The sequence below is a fragment of the Wolbachia endosymbiont of Rhagoletis indifferens genome (genome assembly GCF_048537595.1).
Lineage (GTDB): Bacteria > Pseudomonadota > Alphaproteobacteria > Rickettsiales > Anaplasmataceae > Wolbachia.
Genome location: NZ_CP175923.1, coordinates 1,073,378 through 1,090,052 on the forward strand (window position 1 = coordinate 1,073,378; position 16,675 = coordinate 1,090,052).

The window sequence follows — 16,675 nt, forward strand, 5'->3', positions numbered from 1 at the left end:
ATCACCGCCACCTTAGTTAATCTTTTCGCTGGAACCTTTACCACTATCTCCACCTCCTCCACCAGTACCTCTTGCCTTCTTGACAGCCGCAGCAGCAGCTTGACCAACACCTCCAGCAGCAGCTTTGGCAGCAGATAAAGCTTTGCCCACCATTTGTCCAGGTGTCCGACCTGAGCCAAGTGCTGCTCTATGGTTACCAGCAAGTTCAGCAGCCATGCCAGGAAGAATGTTTAAAAAGTGGTAAAAGAGGAATAATACTAAACACAATTTTAATAATTCTCCGATGAGAGAGCTGCCAAACTCCATGTATGTAAAGTCGAATAGACCAAGTATGCTGCTCTTTTTAAAGCTATAATTTTGCATCATACATGCAAGAGTAGTTTCATTTTTATCACATTCCCCATCTTTCAATTTAAACCACTGTTTTTTCTTACTATATGAGATTTCTGCTTGTTTCTTTTCATATGACTTGTCCGGTTGTTCATTTTTATATGACTCGTCCAGTTCAAAATTTAAATTTTTAAAATAGATTTTATCACATGCTATGAACATAAAGGACAAAAACGCAAAAAGGATAACCGGGTATAAGCTATAGGTAATCAACTCTTTCACCCAGCCTTCAAAATATCCTTTGGTGTGTTGGAATAAAACCATAGGAATGAACAAAGGTGATAAAATGATGATTACACTTAAAGCAACTAGAGATAAAATAAATACATAGCACAGCCACAAAATAACCATCATCATCAGAACGGCCATAAATATACAGACAAGAGCTACTAAAATTTGTCCACCAGCAAAAATAATACCGATTACCGAACCTGCAACTAATAAGACAGGAGCAGCACCAAGCAAGACTGCTAACGTTGCAACACCTCCAGTACCAATTTTGCCACCAATTCCATCTAAAGGGGCACCTAAATAAAATAAAATTCTACAATCAAGCCTATCCCAAGGTGCAAGATAACTGTAAGATACCCTCTTTCCTGCACGAGTATATTCATAATCTGTACCTGCTTTATAATTACATATGCCTTTACTTTCAGATGATGCTTTTAGCACTATCTCTGACAAACCATTTGAGAGACGAGTTAATTCTCCATAATAATGAGACATGGTACTGCCTGTTGTGAAGTAAATCACTAAAGCGAATTTTATGATCAACATATACATTTCTTGAGGCCTCTGAACTCCACCAGACATGGCTTTTATAGAGAACAGTATTAAAGCTAAAACTAAAACAGCAGTTACAGTGTTTTTCAGCCTTTTCTGTGCTACAGATATAAAACTCTCACCATTTGGTGCACCTTTACCTGCAACTAAATTATCTAACGATTCCTTAATGCATTGCACTATCATAGAAGTTACGGGAATAGGAGCTAATGATTTACTCCCTGCCTGGTTATAACAAGCTTCAGAAACATACGAGCTAAAACAGCCAGCATTATCATAACCTACAAAAATTTTCCCCCCTTGTCCGTTGAGTCTTTTTTCTTTAGATCTGATAATAGTTTTATAGTCATCATTATTACCAATAGGAACTTTTTCCTCTCCTGTACCATCTTTATTTTTGAATATCATCACAGATTTTTCACACATAGGAGCAAGTGGGTCAGGTGGCAATTCCGTGCACCCCATATCAACCCCTTGCGGCCAAGGAGTCATTTCGATACCAAGCATTTTCACACTTGCTAACTCCACACATAATCTGCCCATTTTTCTTACTGCTTTAAATGTAGCTCCATGTATGGGTTCGCTCTGTCCTGCTTTGAGAACTTTACATTTCAGCTCACCATCAACCTTCGGGGACCATGACCCATCTACATATCCAGTATCTTTCTCCCTGACATCAAAATCTATGTATCCAGTTTCTTTTCTGAAATCAAAGTCTTTCTTGTTAAAAAGATTACCAAAAGTTAAAGGGTTTCGATGACATACTTCTATATATTCACTGTATTGCACACCGTTTTTTGGCCAGTAATAACTCTCTGTACTCTCCTGAACGTTAGAATTTAAGGCTTCTTTTTCTGCTCTTTTCCCGTCATAATCTTTTTTGTTCACGTCTTCCCGAGCTTTATTTTGCAAACAAGAAAAATATTCCTCTTCTGTTTGGTAATTTTCATTGGTGCAGCCACTATAACCTGTGTCTTCTAATTTAAAATTTTTGTATTTTCCATCATGATCACGTGCAACTGGGTGTTTAACAAAACTATGTTCACAAACAACAAGCCCTCCTATCGCTTTCCAGACTCCAACAATTGCAGCTATCATTCCAACAATAACAAGAGCGGTAAACAAACCAGCAGAAGAAACGATCAAAACAATGCCAGTAAATATTGCGCCAACAGCAATCGCTATTCCAGCAAGTGCTGCAGCTGTTTTAAACGCTCCACAATCAGGATTAGAGGCACGACTAAAACTGCCAGTGGAATTAAATCTGCTAACAAATTCTGTCTTGTCAGTACCACTTACTCCATCTGCAAGCACTGGATATGAGAGTAAAAAGTCTATATTTAGTAAAAATATCGCAATTAATAGCAATGACAGCTTAGTCTTAAACATTTTTTACCTTCTGATAAAATATAGGCAACCATACTTTTGGGTTGTCCCCAACTTCATTTAATATATCGTGTAACAATAGAACACTTTCTGCACGTCCGGATAATACGTTGATTATATCATCCAGGCCTTTTAAGTCTATTCTAGCTACTACAGCATTAACTCCTTGTTTCACCAAAAAGAATCTAGTGCTTGGATCTGTATGCTTAATTAATATATATTCACGTTCAGTTAACATAAAAACATCCCGATAGACACTAGTAGCTTTCAGATTTGGTAAAAAAATCTGTGTCGCTGTTTGTTGTACAAGCGTATCGCTAATAGCACTTTTACTTGCATCCTCAACACTCTGAGTAGCAAAAATCACAAAAGCATTTAGTTTTCTCAGTACCTTCAACCAGTCTTTTATCTTGGGTGCAAAAACTGGATTATCTATTAATGCCCATGCCTCATCAAGAACGATAATAGATGGAGTGCCATCAAGAGATATACTAATCCTATGAAATAAATAAATCAATACTGGTCCAAGGGCAACAGGATCTTTGAGCAAGCTAGCCATCTCAAAACCAAATACTCTTGCTCGTGAAAAATCTAGCAAATCTTCTTTATTGTCAAATATTGCAGCATGAGAACCATTATCATGCCACATAGATATTGCCCCAGCTAGAGTATCAGGACCTGCAAGCCCTAAAAACGGTACGAGGTTTCTCAAGAACCTGTCTTCTTTTCTTAATTTAAAATTCCCTTCAATTGCATCATTAATTCGTGCAATATCTTCTGAAGTAAATTTATCATTATATACCGAAATTAAAGACTTTATCCACTCCATTAAAAATGTTCTATTATCAGAGGTGTCATCAAGTTGCAAAGGATTAAAATTTGTTTTAGTTCTTGGTTCTATTACAGTATAGATACCACTAAGTGCTCTCAAAAAAATCTCTGCACCGCGATCTTTATCAAAAAAGAATATCCTTGGAGAAAACTTCATCGCTTGGGCACACAAGAAATTCATTAAAACAGTTTTACCAGCACCAGTTGGGCCAATTATCATAGTGTGTCCAACATCCCTTATATGAAAGTTGAAAAAAAATGGAGTACCAGATGTTGTGTCAAAAACTGTAACGGCATCTCCCCAGTGGTTATTGAATTTATTACCAGTAGGATAATTATGTTGAGATGCAAATCCAGCCAAATTAAGACTACTTATTGTAGCTTTTCTCACTATATAATCGAAATTACCAGGAATTTGCGCCCAAAATGCTGGTTCAAGGTTAACTCTCTCACGGATAGGGTAAACACCGCAATTAGAAAGCTCTGATTCTACCAACGACAGAGCGTTATCCAATGATTTAGGACTTTTTTCTATACATAAAATAGTCAGGTGATGTTGACCAAAGGCAATCTTACCACTCATTGCGTCATCAAGCGCTTGAGAAATTTCTGCTATTTGAGAAATAGCTTTATCTGCAGACTGTATCATTCGATTTTGCTGTATCTGCATTTTTCCAATTGCTATTTGCCTGTTTGTAAATTGAAAAGATTGCGTAATTATAAATTCGTAAGGAAGTTGTAAAAAAGAATCAAGCATTCCTGCAGAAGTATTATTTCCATACTCTTTTATACTAACTATTCCAGCATATTTACTCTCATTATGAGTCACAACCTGTATCATCTTACGGCCAAAGAATAATCTATGTACTGGTAAGTATCTTGATATTTCAGTTCTTAGCGGAAAAAGCGTATTTGTAACGAAGCCACAATTTACAATTCTAGATAGAAACTCCATTATTTCACAGAACAAACCACCTGGAGTTTCTTTTACTCCAAGGATTTTAGGCGAATAATTCCTAAGGCTTGTCACTACACGATTTGTCGTTTCCTCTAAATCTTCATATGTGGCACGCATATCACTTTCCCAAGCATGTTTTGAAGTTACATGCCCGAATTTTTTTAGTAGATGTGACAAAAATTCTACTCCTTTCGTGTCCGCTCTACGGATAATCGTAATGTATAGGTCATTAATAAATGATTGCCTTGTTGCGTGTTTTTCTCTCCATTTTAGATTTACGTGATTAGCGAAAAAATTCGGCAAACCTTGACTTGCAAATTCATCAGAAAAAATATTTTTCTTACGTCTGATAGTATGAAAATACAAACTAAATGCCGGAGATGAAATGCTTCTTAGCATCTGATTCCTGATGTTGTTCTGTATGACTAAATCCTCGTCATCAGCGGTTTCAAATGCAAAACCACTTAATTTTATAACCTTAACCAACCAATTTTCTTTTGTCATCAAGGTTGTGCTATTCCAATAGCAAGAATAAGGAATAAATTCAGCAGCGTGAACTTCCCTGTTCAGAGTAGATTTATTCTTCGATTGAATAGCCCTAAACCTCAGCATCACACAACGTTAAGCAATATCATAAGAATTGGCTCCATGATAAAAACGATTTAAACATTTCGAGCACTTTCCTAATTTTACCATAAATAATTCAATAAACAACGGTTCTTTTGCAGAAGCTATATAGCCAAGTCCATGTATACCTGGTAACATTAAGAGAATCACTCTCAAATCATTTGAATTAATGAAAATTAGCAGGCAAATCAGAACGTTTAATATTGCAAACATATAACTCACACCAAAGAGCATTGCAGGTCTTGTAAGACCTTTAAATAATTGATCTGTTTGTATACTACCTGTGGACATATCTTTAACCTTCTAATAATCGCTCTAACACTAATACTATATCATTATATTAAAAATCCATTGAAACTAGTAGCACTTTAAGTTAAGGTACATTATTTAACCCAGATAATGACAAGTTGGCCATTTCAAGAAGCAGAAAAAATATTGCAAGAGTTTCCTAATAAAAAAGAAATAATATTTGAAACTGGTTATGGACCCTCTGGTTTACCCCACATAGGAACCTTTGGAGAGGTTTTTCGCACTACAGTTGTTGTAAATGCATTAAAAAAAATAGCTCCTGGTATAAAAACCAAAATCATTGCAGTTTCAGATGATATGGATGGTTTACGAAAAATACCAGATAATGTGCCAAATCAAGAGATGCTAAGAGAGCACTTAAATAAACCATTGACTATGATACCTGATCCATTTGGCACTCATCAGAGTTATGGTCATCATATGAATTCATTGTTGTGTAAATTTCTTGATTTGTTTGAATTTGAATACGAATTTAGGAGTGCAACAGAGTGTTATAAATCTGGCGTTTACGATGAAAAACTTTTACTCTTGCTGAAAAATTATGATAAAGTGATGGACGTAATGCTTCCATCATTTCGGGAAGAAAGGCAGCAGACTTATAGTCCATTCTTGCCAATATGCCCAAAAACTTCTCAAGTTTTACAAGTTCCAGTAATTGAAACAAATACAGATAAAGGAACAATCACGTATGAAGATCCAAACGGGGAAAAAATAGAAGTTCCGGTAACAAAAGGAAAATGCAAACTGCAATGGAAACCTGATTGGGGAATGAGGTGGGCCGCATTTGGAGTAAATTACGAAGCTCACGGAAAAGATGTAACTCCATCTGCTGTGCTTTCAAGTCAGATATGTGAAATACTTGGAAAAAAGCCACCACTTCTGTTTTGCTACGAGCTTTTCCTTGATAAAGAAGGAAAGAAAATATCAAAATCAAAAGGAAATGGCATTTCAATTGAAGAGTGGTTAACTTACGCACCAACAGAGAGCTTAGCATTGTACATTTTTCAGAGTCCTAAAAAAGCTAAACGTTTATATTTTGATGTGATACCAAAATCAACTGATGAGTATCTAGAGTTTGTTAAGCGTTATAATGAGAATAAAGAAAAGGATACAGACAGTAGACTGACTGCAGAATCGCCTATAATTTCAGAACCATTTGTTACCTCAGAGGCTTCTGTTATCCCAGACCCCTCTACTGTCATCCGAGTAGCGGACACTGGGATCCAGGAAGAAAAAATATGGATTCCAGTGTCAAGCACTGGAATGACACCTGACCGAGGTGCTAATTTTTCACTAGAACAACGATTAGACAATCCTGCATGGCATATCCACCAGGGCAAAGTTCCAAATATAGATACTTCAGGCATAAATTTCTCGCTACTTTTAAACCTAGCAGCAGCTTGTAACGCCGAAAACAAAGAGATCCTATGGGGTTTTATATTCTCTTATGCACCAAACGTTACACCAGAAAATAATAAAATGCTTGATAGACTTTCAGACTTTGCAGTAAAGTATTACCACGATTTTATCAAACCAACAAAATCATATAAAACTCCAAATGCAAAAGAGAAAGAAGCGTTACTAGATTTGAAGGACACTTTACATTCTCTATCTATAACTGCTACTGCTGAAGAAATTCAATCTCAGGTATTTTCTATTGGAAAAAAATATGATTACACCAACTTACGTGATTGGTTTCAGCTATTATATGAAACGTTACTTGGCCAAAAAACCGGCCCAAGAATGGGATCCTTCATAAAGCTTTATGGAATAGATAATACGATTTCTCTCATAGGAAGCGCTACTAAATGTATACTTTAGAGTTTACCTTCTTTCATTTGAGCTCTTTAGTTTTAATAAGAATTCCTTGACACATTTTGCCAGCCCCCTTATCACTACTCCGCCAACAATGTTGCAAAAAACATAAAACTAGAGAAAACTATTTCTCGAAAACTTCTGTGTCCAAAAACAAAAGTGCCATTTATTTATAGCGCTAATAATCGATTAACCATCAGCTTCAATGAATGATATGAACATATTATTTCAAGGAAAGATAATGGGAAATAAGAGATTAGCTATACGGATTAGTTGTAGCCATGAGCCTAACCGGTTGGCAGAAAAGTATTTATCAGATGCTTATGAAAAGTCAGCATCAAAGGGAGAAAGTCAAAAAAACTTAAAGGGTAAAAATGGGATTCAAGGAGGATCAAATGGTAACAGTGAGTTTATATGCAAGGGTTTCTTCAGGGAAACAAGCACAAGAAAATACAATAGCAAGTCAAGTTGCAGCTTTAGAGAAGCAAATTGGTATGGATGGGTACAAATTATTGAGTGAGTATAAATTTATTGATAACGGCTACAGTGGATCTAATTTGGTTCGTCCTGATCTAGAAAAATTACGCGATAAAGTAACAGAAGGTAAAATTGATAGATTCACTCTCCTGATCGTTTATCTAGAAAATATGCATATCAAATGGTATTACTTGAAGAATTTGAGAAAGCAGGAGCAGAAGCGGTTTTTTTAAATTATGAGATTAACGATAACCCAGAATCTCAATTGCTGTTACAAATGCAAGGTATGATAGCAGAATATGAACGAGCGAAAATTATGGAACGAAGTCGTCGTGGAAAGATTTATGCAGCTAATAAAGGTTGTGTAAGCGTAATGGGAGGAGCTCCTTATGGCTATCGTTATATAGATAAACATATGGGAGGAGGACAAGCTTTATTTGAGATTAACGAAGAAGAAGCTGATATTGTTCGCAAAGTATTTTTGTGGGTAAGCAGGGAAAGAGCAAGTATTGGGGAAGTATGCCGTCGGCTAAATACTATGTCTATTATAACACGAACAGGAAAAAAGTGCTGGGATAGGAGTGTAATTTGGGGTATGTTAAAAAACCCTGCTTACAAAGGACAAGCAGCTTTTGGTAAAACAAAAGTAGGTGTAAAGTTACAACATATAAGACCACAAAAACATTCTTGTGAACAACCGAAAGATAATTACTCTACTTATTCTGTTGAAAAAGCAAATTGGATTTATGTTGAAGTGCCAAATATAGTGGACGAAGATGTGTTTGATATAGTTCAAGAACAATTAGCTGAGAATAGAAAAATAGCAAGGACAAGAGAAAGAGGAGCAAAGTATTTACTACAAGGTTTAATCGTATGTAAGCATTGTCGTTATGCATATTACGGAAGTTCTGTAAGAACCTGTTTAAAATCTCCTCAATAGAAGAGAAATGAAGGAAAGAACAACCATTTGTAAACTTGTGTTGAGTTTACGCTTGCAATTTTTCCATAACCGTCTACATTTTTCCAACCAAGCAAAAGACCGCTCGACAACCCATCTTTTTGGCAATACAGCAAAGGTATGTAATTCGCTTCGTTTTACTGCCTCAACAGTTGCACCAATAGTTGCTTTTATTTGTGTTGCAAAATTTTCTCCTGTATAGCCAGCATCAACGAGTATATTTTTGACTTCAGAGAGGTTTTCTTTAGCATTTTCCACCATTTTCACAGCACTGCTACGATCAGTTGCTTCTGCCGTTGTTATATGAATTGCATGTGTTGTGTATCAACTGCGATATGACCCTGAAATCTTTTCACCTGCATCATAGCCCTTTCTTTCAGCAGTATCTGCGTTTTTGACGCTTTGAGCATCAATTATGCAGAAACTGGTTTTCTCTTTCCGACCACTGTTTTGTCACAACCAATTTTTTTTAACCAACAAGCTTGGCTCCTTTCCTTTCTTTTTACTCCACATTTGAAAATAGTAATATATGTTTTCCCACCTTGGAAACTCTTTTGGCAACATTCTCCACTGACAACCACTTTTTAGCACGTATAACACTCCACAAAATACTTTGTATATATCAATTAATCTTGGTCTTGTTTTCTTTTTCCTACTTTCTAAAATTGGTTTGATTTTTTCAAATTGCTCACGACTTATGTCGCTTGGATACCTTTGACTCATTTATATACCTCATTATTTACCTGTTCCTACTTTAGCTCATCTCTTTGAGATTTTAAACAGGTTCTTAGACAATCCCTTCACATAGAAGCATTCAGTTGGCCACCTTCTTAATCATTCTTTAAAATAAAGAATAACAAGAGCTTCCATGTGGTTACTCCGTTCCATGAAATCGTTTCTCGTTAAACTTAGGTCCTTACTATTTGCCGGGGGATTGAAAACATCTTAGTTAGACTGCACCATTCTGACTATTCATTTCCCCATACCTTTGGTCTATGCGTATCAACTTTATTTCGCATATTTTGATTAACGACAATTCAACCATAAGTTCCTTTCGTAACCATATTTAACTATTCTCAGGGGGATTTATTACAAAGTTTAATATTACCCCTTTTTGATCCATGCTTGCACCTTAGTAAGTCGCCACTTTCCTAAAATGTGGATCGCGATTTCAACCCGATGTTAGAGCGGATGGAATTTAACCATCACGATTTCATGACTATCGGATCGCACTAATGTAATCAGACTGCATTCTGTGATTTTTAGCAAAACACGATCTTTCATTTGAGCTTTCTTCAATTTAAAATAAATACAGAAAATTGCTGCCTATAGCTAAACTGACTTAGATTTACCGACGATTTGATAAACGACAAATTCGTCATCCCGCTGCTTGTTAGCGGGATCTAGAGATACCGCGGCGGTATGACGTAGGGATTGTATTAGCTATAATTCTTTGGTTTTCACTTTTCTTTTAACCTTGCAATGATGTTTTCTTTGCCGATAAAAATTAATAATTTAGCGAGCTCTGGTCCTGTTTCTGTTCCTGTTAAAGCTGAACGCAACTGCATAAATAGGTTTTTTGCCTTTATATCCACTGTTTGTCGAATAGTTTTGACCCATTCTGACAACGTGTTTTCATTACAATCACCTTGAGGCAATGCATTGAACGCAATTTTTATAAGCTCCTTATCAAGAATCACAGGCTCTATATCAGATTTGCATATTTTCCACCACTTGGCCACCTCAGAAAACCTTTCTATATTGTTCCTTATAAAATACCAAAACTCTGAGGAGTCCACTCCAATTTGATTTAAACGTTCTTGTACAATTTCAAATGACATTTGTTGCAGAACTTTGCTATTTAGCTTGTATACTTCACTCAAGCTGAATTGTGCAGATGCTGAGCCAAATTTTTTAATATTAAATGAGTCAATCAAAGATTGCATACAGGTGCAAGCTTCAATTGGATTGGATGTTCCGAGCTTCACTAAATAACTAACTAGCGCCATCGGTTCAATTTCATCTTCTTTTATAGATTTGATATCCAGCCCACCGACTCGCTTGGATATCTTGCTATCATCAAAATGTAGCAGAGAAAGGTGAGCAAATGTAGGGATTTTCGCTTTTAATGCTTTAATCATTTGGATCTGTACTGCAGTATTAGTTACATGATCTTCCCCGCGTACAATATGGGTTACGTTAAAGTCAACATCATCAATAACAGAAGGTAACATGTATGTGTAAATTCCATCTTCTCTCTTTACCACGGGGTCACTTATGCTACTGGTTGCAATATTTATTTCACCTTTAACTTCATCATTCCATTTAACAACTTCATTTCTATCCAACTTAAATCTAAAATGTGGTCTTCTTCCTTCTTGCTCATAACGAATTTTCTCTTGCTCAGTTAGAAGTAACGCGCTTCTGTCATATACCGGGGGAAGTCCTTGTTTTAACTGCAACTTTCGTTTAATTTCTAACTCTTCTCTTGTTTCATAGCATGCATAAATATGCCCTTCTTTTATTAACTGCAAAAACACCTCATTGTAACGCTCAAAGCGCTCTGATTGCTTAAAACTTGCATCCCAATTGATACCAGTCCATTTCAAGTCTTGTATGATATCATTTATATATTTGACATCTGAACGCTGAAGGTCAGTATCATCAAAACGGAGTAAAAATTTTCCATTTTGATTACGTGTGTACATCCAACAAATCAAAGCAGTTCGTATGTTTCCTACGTGGAGGTAGCCAGTTGGGCTTGGAGCGAATCTTGTTAGCATTTAAATAGCAATATTGTAAAATAATAACTTATTTACTCTAATTTATTTTAATTTTATATAAATATATGGCTAAAGCAAGTGTTTCTACTCTTCTTTCTTGGCTAATCCATAATTAGCGTTAAAGAAGCTCGTTGCTACGGCTTATTGGCGTAGAAGAAGGAATAGGTATGGTTTGTAGCACCTTTGATGTTTGGTGAATTAAGACCATGTGTTGAATTAAGAAATTTCACAACTTGACGATAAAGCTAGTGTGACCCTATTATATTAATATGTAAATTTCAATTTACACATGACTAACTTAGAAAAGATGAGAGAAAAACTACAAGATCAAATAAATTATCATAATGTTTTGTATCACCAAAAAAATAAGCCAGAAATAAGTGATGCTGAATATGATGAACTGAAGAAAAAGTTAGCTGAAATAGAGGCACAATTTCCAGAAATTTATGCAACACAAGATAGTGTTGGTGCTCCACCTGATGAGAGGTTTTCTAAGGTGGAACATCAAGAACCTATGCTTTCTCTTGAGAATGCTTATGATGAACAAGGTGTAGAGAAATTTTTGTCTAAAATAAAGAGGTTTTTAATTGAAGACAAAATAGAGATATTATGTGAGCCCAAAATTGATGGGTTGTCGTTTTCTGCAATTTATGAGGATGGAAGATTTGTTAAAGCTGCAACTCGAGGTGACGGTTTTGTAGGGGAAGATGTCACTCACAATGTTGCAACAATAAAAGGCTTTCCTAAGTTTTTGCAAGGTGTGCAAGGTAGATTGGAAGTAAGAGGTGAAATATACATCAGTAACAGCGACTTTTTAAAGTTAAATGAAAACGATGAATTTGCCAATCCTCGAAATGCAGCTGCTGGTTCTCTAAAGCAATTGGATGCAAATATTACAGCAAGTAGACCTCTTAGATATTTTGCTTATTCTTTGATTGGTGGAGCAGAGAAAAGTCAAAGTGAAATACTAAATAAGCTTGAGGCACTTGGTTTTTGCGTAAATGAGCATCAGTCCTTAACGAGTAGTTTGGATGGAATGCTGAAGTTCTATAACGAGGTCTATAATTGTCGCTATAACTTGGATTATGATATTGATGGAATAGTCTACAAAGTAAATGATTTGATACTACAAAATCGTCTAGGGAATACTCACAAAGCACCGCGCTCGGCACTTGCATATAAGTTTTCTGCGGTTTACGCAAAGACAAAGTTAAATAAGATATTTATACAGGTGGGCAGAACAGGGGTTTTAACTCCAGTTGCAGATTTAGTGCCAGTCAATATTGGTGGGGTGCTAGTTAGTAGAGCAAGTCTGCATAACCAAGATGAGATAAAACGTAAAGACATAAGAGAGGGAGATATTGTAACAATTAAAAGGGCAGGGGATGTGATTCCTCAAATTGTCAAAGTAGATGAGGGTTTTCGTCACGCAAGTATGCCTGAATTTTTATTTCCTGAGGTATGTCCTGAATGTGGTAGTAAAGTACGTCAGGTTGAGGGAGAGGCGGCAGTAAGATGTCCTGAGGAATTTGCCTGTAAAGCTCAAATAATAGAAAAACTAAAGCATTTTGTATCGAAAGATGCATTTGACATTGTTGGCCTTGGTGATAAGCAGATAGAGTTTTTTTACGACCTTGGTCTGATAAAACAAATCCATGATATTTTTACTTTAGAAGAAAGATTGGATGAATTTAATCTGGAAGAACAGCCTGGTTGGGGCAAGAAATCAATAGCTCATTTATTAAATGCTATACAAAGCAGAGGGGTAATAACTCTAGATAGGTTTATATTTTCTTTAGGTATTAGATTTATTGGTCAAGTTGCAGCAGAATTGCTTGCAGATTATTATGTTTCTTATAATAACTGGTATAATTCGATGATTGAACTGTCATCAGATAATACTGAGCTAGTAGGTATAGACAGCATAGGAAAAAAAGTGGCTGAATCTTTGGAATCATTTTTTTCTAAGGAACATAACATCAAAATGTTAAATGATCTTACTGCTTGTCTTCAAATTCTTCCTGTGAGCTCCAACTCTAGTGACTCTGTTTTAAATAACAAAATTATAGTGTTTACTGGTAAGCTACTTGCTATGAGTAGAGGAGAGGCGAAAGTAAGAGCTAAAACTCTGGGAGCAAAGGTCAGCTCAAATCTTTCTGCTAAAACTGACTACCTAATTGCAGGAGAAAAACCAGGATCCAAATATAAAAAGGCAGTGGAATTAGGTGTAGAAATTTTAGATGAAGACCAGTGGCATAAAGTAATAAGTTTGGGAGTGTTCAAATGACACTTGGATTGTATATTAAATCAAAGTTGCAAGACTATAATGAGCAAGCTGTTAATTGGATTGATTGGATTACCACAAAAAAACTCCTTTCTTTCTCTCCATTTTTTCTGGGTAAGGTCACTATCCATCTCCTGCTTATTTGTTGTTTCTTTCGCATGCTATTCTTGGTGTTCTGGAATTCTTTTGGCATTTCATACTCCTTAAATTAATTAATAAAATATTACTACATATATGATGAATAAATTATTTTAGTCTATAATTTTTATTAAAATTTTTATATAAGAGTTATATATATTATACTAAATAATATATATCAATATTTAGATTGATAAATTGATTTTATTTCCATTGCAGCTTATTATTCATAAATACTCTCAATAAAAATAATGAAGTTAAGTGAAATCAGAGAAAGATTTATAAAATTTTTTGTAAGTAACAATCACAAGCAGGTTTCTTCTTCTCCTTTGATTCCAGAACATGACCCAACGCTCATGTTCACAAATGCTGGTATGGTGCAGTTTAAAAATATTTTTACTGGCGCTCAAAAAACTGAAATGAAACGTGCTGTCTCAAGTCAAAAGTGCCTAAGAGCAGGCGGTAAACACAATGATCTTGAAAATGTTGGCTATACAACTCGGCATCATACATTTTTTGAAATGCTCGGAAATTTTAGCTTCGGTGATTACTTTAAGGAAACTGCGATAGAATTTGCGTGGAAATTTATCACTAAGGAGTTATCTCTTGATAAAAACAGACTATCCATAACCGTCTATCATACTGATGATGAGGCGTACGAGATTTGGCGTAAGATAAGTGACTTTTCAAGTGATAAAATCATAAGAATTGCAACGGATGATAACTTTTGGAGTATGGGAAGCACTGGTCCGTGCGGTCCATGTTCTGAAATTTTTTATGACCATGGGAGTCCTAATTTACAAGAGGGCGATAGAATTGTTGAAATCTGGAATCTGGTATTCATGGAGTTTAACAAAGATGAAGAAGGTAATTTACACAAATTGCAAAAAAAATGCATCGATACTGGAATGGGCCTTGAGAGAATAGCTACTGTAATGCAAAATGTCCATGATAACTACGATATTGATCTATTTTCTGCTCTGATAAATAAATCACAAGAGTACTGTGGAAGAACGGAAAATAAAATAGTGCATAAGATCGTAGCAGATCATCTTCGTGCAGCTACATTTCTCATCGCAGAGGGGGTGCTCCCTGGAAATGAAGGCAGGAATTACGTATTACGCAGATTAATTAGGAGAGCCGCGCGTTATATCCACCTGCTTGGATATAATGATTCCCTACTCCATCGCATTTTTCCGGCGCTGATAGATAGCACGAGTTCGGCTTATATGGGAGATGTTTATCCTGAATTAGTCAGGGCCAAAAGCTTAATAGAAACGACGTTAAAATCAGAGGAAGAAAACTTTAAAGACACTTTGATGAAAGGCATTAATCTATTGGAAAAATTCACTGCAGATTTAAAACCAGGTGACACTCTGCCTGGAGAATTAGCGTTTAAGCTATATGATACTTATGGATTTCCTTTGGATATTACACTTGATATTTTAAAAGAGAGAAAAATAAATTTTGACCAGAAAGGTTTTGATGATGCAATGGAAGAGCAAAAAGAGAAAGCACGTGCTAAATGGGCTGGATCTGGTGAAAAATCTGTTGAGCAAGTATGGTTTGATTTGATCGATAAATTTGGCAAAACAAAATTTGTTGGTTATGAGTTCAATGAAGTAAGTGATGCGAAAATACTAGCTATAGTTTCCTCTAAAAATGAAATAATTGATTCTGCAAAGGAGGGAGAGAAGATAACCATTATACTTGATAAAACACCTTTTTATGGCGAGTCAGGTGGACAAGTGGGAGATACTGGCAGTCTGATCAAACCTGGTAGAAGTATTATTATAGTCGAGAATACCAATAAGGTTAATGACCTATATTTGCACAGATGCATAGTTAAATCTGGCTCAATGTGTAAAGGTGATACAGTTGCAGCAAGCATTGACAAGGAAAGAAGGCAAACCTTAAGAAGAAATCATTCAGCTACACATCTTCTGCACTTTACACTCAGAAAAATTCTAGGTGATCATGTCACTCAAAAAGGTTCCCTAGTTGCACCAGATAGACTGAGATTCGACTTTAGTCATAACACTCAAGTCGCTCAGGATCAGTTGTTTTGGGTAGAGGATATGGTAAACTCTCTAATCAGAGAAAATCTTTCTGCATCTACAAAAATTCAAAGCATGAATCAGGCAATAGACGAAGGAGCTATGGCGTTGTTTGGTGAGAAATATGGTGATCAGGTTAGAGTTGTAAATATTGGAGATTCGAAAGAGCTATGTGGTGGCACGCACGTTGAACATACTGGAGAAATCGGTTTATTTAAGATAGTAACAGAGAGTTCTGTTGCTTTTGGAGTGAGGAGAATTGAAGCTTTAACTGGTCAAGAAGCAACCAATTATGTACGTGATAATGAAATTCACTTAAAAAAAGTTGCAGAATTCGTAAAAGCGCCAGCAAGTGAAATAATAAACCGATTAAATATTTTAAATCAAGAGCGCAAGAAATCCGAAGCTAAAATAAAAAACCTATATAAAAAGCTTGTGAGTGCAGAGAATATAAAAAGCACTGAAATAAATGGAATAAATTGTGTAAGCCATGCTTTTACCAATATTCCAGCGAATATAATAAGAGAATTTATTTTACAGCAACAAAAACCAAGAACGGTAATAGCTTTCACGGCAACAGAAAAAGATAAAACAGTTTTGATTATTAAAGTAAGTAAAGACTTAATCAATAAGATTAGCGCAAAAGAACTAATATCAATAGCAGTTGAAAAGAATTGTAGTGGGAATGCTGAACTTGCACAAACAGGCTGTGATAGCAATAAAATAGATGATGCCATTACAGCCATTTATAGCAAAATAACAGCTTCTAAGGACTAATACACTCTACGTCATACCGCCACGAACCGTCATACCGCGAATGAATCGCGGTATGACGGTTCGTGGCGGTATGACGTAGAAGCTATACTTTTATACTCACCA

Annotated in this window: 9 protein-coding genes and 1 pseudogene; 5 read left to right on the forward strand and 5 right to left on the reverse strand. The window is 35.8% G+C overall.

The window, feature by feature from the left end; all coding sequences use genetic code 11:
* Nucleotides 1-12 precede the first annotated feature (12 nt).
* From ACJZL1_RS05650 to ACJZL1_RS05660, 3 genes are read right to left on the reverse strand one after another with little or no spacing between them, the layout of a single operon-like run.
* Nucleotides 13-2,562 carry a type IV secretion system protein gene (locus ACJZL1_RS05650; protein WP_419247148.1) on the reverse strand — a complete coding sequence of 850 codons (2,550 nt, stop codon included), beginning with the start codon at nucleotides 2,560-2,562 and terminating at the stop codon, nucleotides 13-15.
* Entirely contained in the window at nucleotides 2,555-4,960 is a 2,406-nt protein-coding gene (locus ACJZL1_RS05655; RefSeq protein ID WP_419247149.1) for a VirB4 family type IV secretion/conjugal transfer ATPase, read from the reverse strand. Before ACJZL1_RS05655 ends, ACJZL1_RS05650 begins: the two co-directional genes overlap by 8 nt.
* Nucleotides 4,961-4,969: 9 nt before the next feature.
* Nucleotides 4,970-5,266 (reverse strand): type IV secretion system protein VirB3, encoded by a 297-nt coding sequence (locus ACJZL1_RS05660; RefSeq protein ID WP_253307377.1) that lies wholly within the window; start codon nucleotides 5,264-5,266, stop codon nucleotides 4,970-4,972.
* Between the two features lie 108 nt (nucleotides 5,267-5,374).
* Between ACJZL1_RS05660 and lysS the strand changes: the two genes are divergently transcribed.
* The 3 genes from lysS to ACJZL1_RS05675 all read left to right on the forward strand — a co-directional run bounded on the left by lysS (nucleotide 5,375) and on the right by ACJZL1_RS05675 (nucleotide 8,516).
* Nucleotides 5,375-7,105, forward strand: coding sequence for a lysine--tRNA ligase (gene lysS, locus ACJZL1_RS05665; protein WP_419247150.1), 1,731 nt, complete (start codon nucleotides 5,375-5,377; stop codon nucleotides 7,103-7,105).
* Nucleotides 7,106-7,473: 368 nt separating this feature from the next.
* Complete coding sequence (locus ACJZL1_RS05670) at nucleotides 7,474-7,809, forward strand: recombinase family protein (RefSeq protein WP_419247151.1); 336 nt, start codon at nucleotides 7,474-7,476, stop codon at nucleotides 7,807-7,809.
* Complete coding sequence (locus ACJZL1_RS05675) at nucleotides 7,758-8,516, forward strand: recombinase family protein (protein ID WP_419247152.1); 759 nt, start codon at nucleotides 7,758-7,760, stop codon at nucleotides 8,514-8,516. The genes ACJZL1_RS05670 and ACJZL1_RS05675 overlap by 52 nt, the downstream gene beginning before the upstream one ends.
* Here ACJZL1_RS05675 and ACJZL1_RS05680 read toward each other — a convergent pair.
* Nucleotides 8,499-9,257, reverse strand: a pseudogene (locus ACJZL1_RS05680) (IS5 family transposase). The gene ACJZL1_RS05675 and the pseudogene ACJZL1_RS05680 sit on opposite strands and share 18 nt — an antisense overlap.
* Nucleotides 9,258-9,994: 737 nt before the next feature.
* On the reverse strand, nucleotides 9,995-11,317 hold the full coding sequence (gene gltX / locus ACJZL1_RS05685) for a glutamate--tRNA ligase (RefSeq protein WP_419247153.1): 1,323 nt from the start codon (nucleotides 11,315-11,317) through the stop codon (nucleotides 9,995-9,997).
* Nucleotides 11,318-11,606: 289 nt separating this feature from the next.
* Between gltX and ligA the strand changes: the two genes are divergently transcribed.
* Both ligA and alaS read left to right on the forward strand, forming a co-directional pair.
* Complete coding sequence (gene ligA / locus ACJZL1_RS05690; protein WP_419247154.1) at nucleotides 11,607-13,604, forward strand: NAD-dependent DNA ligase LigA; 1,998 nt, start codon at nucleotides 11,607-11,609, stop codon at nucleotides 13,602-13,604.
* Nucleotides 13,605-13,990: 386 nt separating this feature from the next.
* Nucleotides 13,991-16,573, forward strand: a complete 2,583-nt coding sequence (gene alaS, locus ACJZL1_RS05695) for an alanine--tRNA ligase (protein WP_419247155.1) — start codon at nucleotides 13,991-13,993, stop codon at nucleotides 16,571-16,573.
* Nucleotides 16,574-16,675 lie beyond the last annotated feature (102 nt).